Source organism: Aquibacillus koreensis (assembly GCF_025154055.1).
Lineage (GTDB): Bacteria > Bacillota > Bacilli > Bacillales > Amphibacillaceae > Aquibacillus_C > Aquibacillus_C koreensis.
Map to the genome: position 1 here is coordinate 1 of NZ_JAOALK010000010.1, position 4,417 is coordinate 4,417.

At 33.5% G+C, this 4,417-nt stretch carries 2 protein-coding genes and 1 pseudogene; all 3 read right to left on the reverse strand.

Annotation, left to right across the window (positions count from 1 at the left end):
• Window positions 1-165: 165 nt before the first annotated feature.
• Entirely contained in the window at window positions 166-1,452 is a 1,287-nt protein-coding gene (locus NYQ66_RS02560; protein ID WP_259866531.1) for a sensor histidine kinase, read from the reverse strand.
• A 958-nt stretch (window positions 1,453-2,410) separates the two neighbouring features.
• Window positions 2,411-2,755 (reverse strand): annotated as a pseudogene (locus NYQ66_RS02565) (IS110 family transposase); the annotation flags it as partial.
• 391 nt (window positions 2,756-3,146) lie between these two features.
• Window positions 3,147-4,055 (reverse strand): hypothetical protein, encoded by a 909-nt coding sequence (locus NYQ66_RS02570; RefSeq protein WP_259866533.1) that lies wholly within the window; start codon window positions 4,053-4,055, stop codon window positions 3,147-3,149.
• Between the last annotated feature and the right edge of the window lie 362 nt (window positions 4,056-4,417).

The window sequence follows — 4,417 nt, forward strand, 5'->3', positions numbered from 1 at the left end:
CGCGTATAATTCCTTTCAAAACTTCTCGTAGAAATTCAAGAAATGTCTCCATGATTATCACCTCCTTTCAGATCAACAGATCTAGAAAGAAGTCTCACAACCAACCACCCCAACAATATTCAGTTACTTCTACATTTTACCACAACCTACAACACTACTAATCTATCAACTCTCGACAAAGTTCGCTATTTTACGGGTGGTGACAGGCACCAGCACTTCAAAGGTGTTATAGAAGAAGTGAGGATTAATTTGCATAATTAATGCTTTAAGCTCAGCATCTTTCTTATGAATCTCGGTTTGATACTGAATCGATACTAATTCATCAATCGTTTTAACCATTGTTTGGAATCTGTTGCCTAATTGAGTTAATTCTATGTTCGTCTTCGGAATATTAATTTCCGGCTTGAAATTTCCTTTTTCAACTCTGCTCATTTGACTCATTAAGGCTTTTAGTGGATTCGTCAAATATCCGGATAATAAATAAGAAAGAATAGATATGAGTATCACTAAAACTAAGACACTATAGAAGGTTATTTTACCTAATGAATTAATATCCTTTGTTAACACATCTAGTGGCATAGAGCCAACAATCGTGAAATTTTCATTTGTCAGCTTATTATAGGACATAATGATTTTTTCACCATCATCATTTTCTTCTATAAATGTATCGGCGCTGAGTCTATCTAAATGATCAAGTAGCTTTGATTCCGCGAGTTGCCCAATCAATGTATAGTTTGAATGGTACAATAATGTTCCATTATCTTTAATTATTTGCAGTTCTCCCCCAAATCGGTTTTCAATTTCTTTAAAGTTATTAGTAAATGCATATAACTCCTTATCGAAGCTTAGATACCCAACTTTAATATTTTCCTTAGGATCCATGATTGCTCTCGATGCAGTAAAACTATAGACTCCATTGGTTTCTAGTGGATGAATATCAAAAAGCAGTTTATCTTCATAATTATGCTTGATTCTCTGCTGCCATGTCTCTTCTTGATGGGAATCATACTCATAGACTTGATTGTTAGTTGTATTGGTTGAAAAACCTACCATTTTACCGAGATTGTCATAAGCACGTATACTAATAAAATCATTTCGATTAAAGGTATCAAACAGGTGCCTATTTTCTATTAACCAAAATTCAGAACGATACTCATCGCCTCGAAGGAGATTTAAATTATAAGACTTTGTATCAAGTATGATGGAAGTGTAAATTGAAATTTCTTTACTTGTCCCCTCCAAAAAGGCATTAATATTCTTACTCACAGCCTCCATTAAAGAATTATAATTCTCCAATGCATCCTTTTTCATGGCAGAAACAGACACCTCATAGAACACGTACCCAATTGCAATAAAAGGAATAATCACAATCAATAGATAAGTAAGCTGCAGCTGGTACTGCAACGTCTTTTGGTGAAAATACTTATGTATTAACCTACGTATGAAATTCATGATACTTTCTCCAATATAAGTTTATTGTCTAGATTAATAGATTTTATTTAGTGTAGAGGAGATTGAAAGCGATGTCAATATGCGGGGTGGGACAGAGGGACAGGCACCCTGTCCTCGTGTCCCACTCACTTCTTATGTACACTGGCATGTTGTTTTAGGTGAATGAATATCTGCGTTAATGGAATGGCCAATAGTAAGCTGCCTAGTAATTGATGAAGAGATAAAAGTAATACATACCCTTATCTAATTGTTATTGAGTCACCATTGATAAACAAGCATAAAGGGGACAAGTGAATGGACTTTACTACGAAAGAAAAAAACGCACTCGTTATTATCCAAAAAGGAATACATTCTTCATCTAAGGCAAAGTTCACCGGCATAATAGGTATAGCCTGAAATGGATAATAAAAATGAGCCGTTCTCATTGCGATCGCATTTGAATAAGTAAACCAAGTATGTATATGGATAACGTACAGTTTCAGAATTATGGCGTATGACGTGAATGAATCATTTAATCGGCGAGGGCTAGTCATTCCATTTCTATCAGAGTTAGTGTACGCAATCCTAAATAGCCCTTAGTTAGTATATACATATGATAGAAAAAGAGGAACACAAAAGATTCGTACCATTTGTATTCCTCTTAAATTGTCTTTCGACAGGGTCTGAGCCAATGTCATCCAACGTTGAACATATTGTGGCCAATGTACAAATTATCACCTAACTAACAACTTTCATCAATATAATGGTGGTTGTGGCTGGGACCTGTGATTCAATACATCCAAAAATACCTGCCACAAACCGTTCCACATATTACAACACTTTACGAGTGATGCAAGGCACCAGAAATTAATATAGTTACAACGCCTATTAGACTATCTCTCACATATCAAAACTATCATTACAAATCTATCATTCTTCGACAAAATTCGCTATTTTACGGGTGGTGACAGGCACCAGCACTCCTATCATCAAGTTCTTTACTTTTCTTTACGTGCATAGGATTTACGACAACAAAATCGTATCCTTTCGCTACTAAAAAGTAAGCTAGGCTAAACCAGTAATGACCAGTAGGCTCGACACCCAGAATGACATGATTTTTGTCATTTTCCTTTCGAAGGTTCTCTGCCCAATTTACTAGTTTTTGAAAGCCATGCATTCTGTTTTCAAAGATCAAGCGTTTCCCGAATTCAATACCTCGATCGTCTTGAGCACGAGCTACGTGTTTGTCTTTGGCAATATCAATGCCTACAATGAGTGTTGAAGGTGTGATTTGAGAGATTTTTTGATTTTGTGTATAATTCATTATTGAGTCCTCCTTGGTTACTTAAATTAAGGGTCCATTTTTTGCTTCGAAGCTTTGGACACCTCGTATGATACCAAGAGGGCTCTTTTTGTTTCAATCCTCAAATTTCTTCATTACAGGAATGCTCCTATTGTGCTGTATTCGTACAACAGAAAAAACATTTTCATATAAACACACCCTTTCTAAAGTTATAAAAAAAACGAACTTCAGAACGATTTATAAACATACCTGTGTATGCTCCAATCGAACCAAAGTTCGCGCTACCTATTACAATTTGTTAAATGCCCGCTAATCTATTAAAGATTGCAATGAATAATGAATAAAGAAATTGATATATCTTTATCTTAATGAAAGAACACATATATTTCAAGGTGATCATGTATAAATGAAGTCACCTTCTTATGTTTCGTCTATTCCCCTTAGATTGTTTTTTAGTTTCATTTCGATTTTTGTTAAATACAACGCTCGCTTTGATTTTCAGTTCTATCCTTTGTTTGTCTTGTTCCTGCAACATTAATTGAGTGTTATTGTTAATACTTTTATCCATTCTTTCCATCTCTTCTTTTATAACTCGATGATTATCTAATATTTCTCTATTAAACTCTTTAACACTCCTTTCCTCTTGTACAGCTTTTTCCAATGCTGTTTCATCTAGAAATCGAATAATATCTAAAAATTGGTGATTATCATAGGATTTTATCTCAAAATATTTTTCATAAGCATATTTACCAGCAAAAGCCAAAAGTTTTAATAGTGCCGCTATTACTAAAGTGAAGATAAAAAAAACAAGAAAATCTTTGCTCTCCATATTACCTTTTCCAATAAGTACAGTCCAAAAGCTCAATGTAATCGTCATTACCCAACCTATATTTAGGTTAGTTTTACTTTTAGTACTTTTATCGAAATTAAGCTCTGCTCTTAATGAATGAGCAAAATTCCAATATAGTTTTGAATGGGATATTCCATTTTTAACGAGCCATGTTTCTATTCTCTCTTCTAAATTCTCATCTAATTTACGAGCCAATACATGTCTCAATATGAAATACTTATCCAGATACAAAAAAAACAGCGAAAGAATAATCCAAAGTATTACATATAATAATATTTCACATTTATTAGCACCTAACCATTCTTCCGGAACAAATAAAAAAATTAGAGATATACAAAGCGCTAGAAACAATAGTAAAATGATTGATATTATCCTCAAGTCCTTTTGTTTGAATGTTTTAATAATTATTTCCTTCATAGCTACTTTCTTCTTACTTCCTAAGAACTCTTCCATAAACTCTTTTACTATCACGTTAAATACCTCCTAAATGTTTATAATATCCTCAATCTCATATTGTCATCTCTAATCTAAACAATATCAATGTGTTCTTTATTCCATGATGGCCCTCCCTATTCTATTTTTTAAACTTCTCTACTATCTAAAGTTAGAAAACAAAAAAAGGACCTCAGAACAATTGAGAACACACAAATATTGTATGTCCGTAAGCGTCAAATAAATCTAAATAGATTCTACATTTAATCCCACCTAGTAGCTAGGTGGGATTTATTTGACGCTTACCTCTAAACACTAGCACACATTGAATTTATGTCTAGATATTCAGTATAATTTTATGTATAATTGGGTATATATTAAAAGAGAAGTGCGTCAACACC

What these genes read in the sequence shown, in the direction of transcription:
- NYQ66_RS02560 (WP_259866531.1), bottom strand. Translation starts at nt 1,452, where the DNA reads ATGAATTTCATACGTAGGTTAATACATAAGTATTTTCACCAAAAGACG.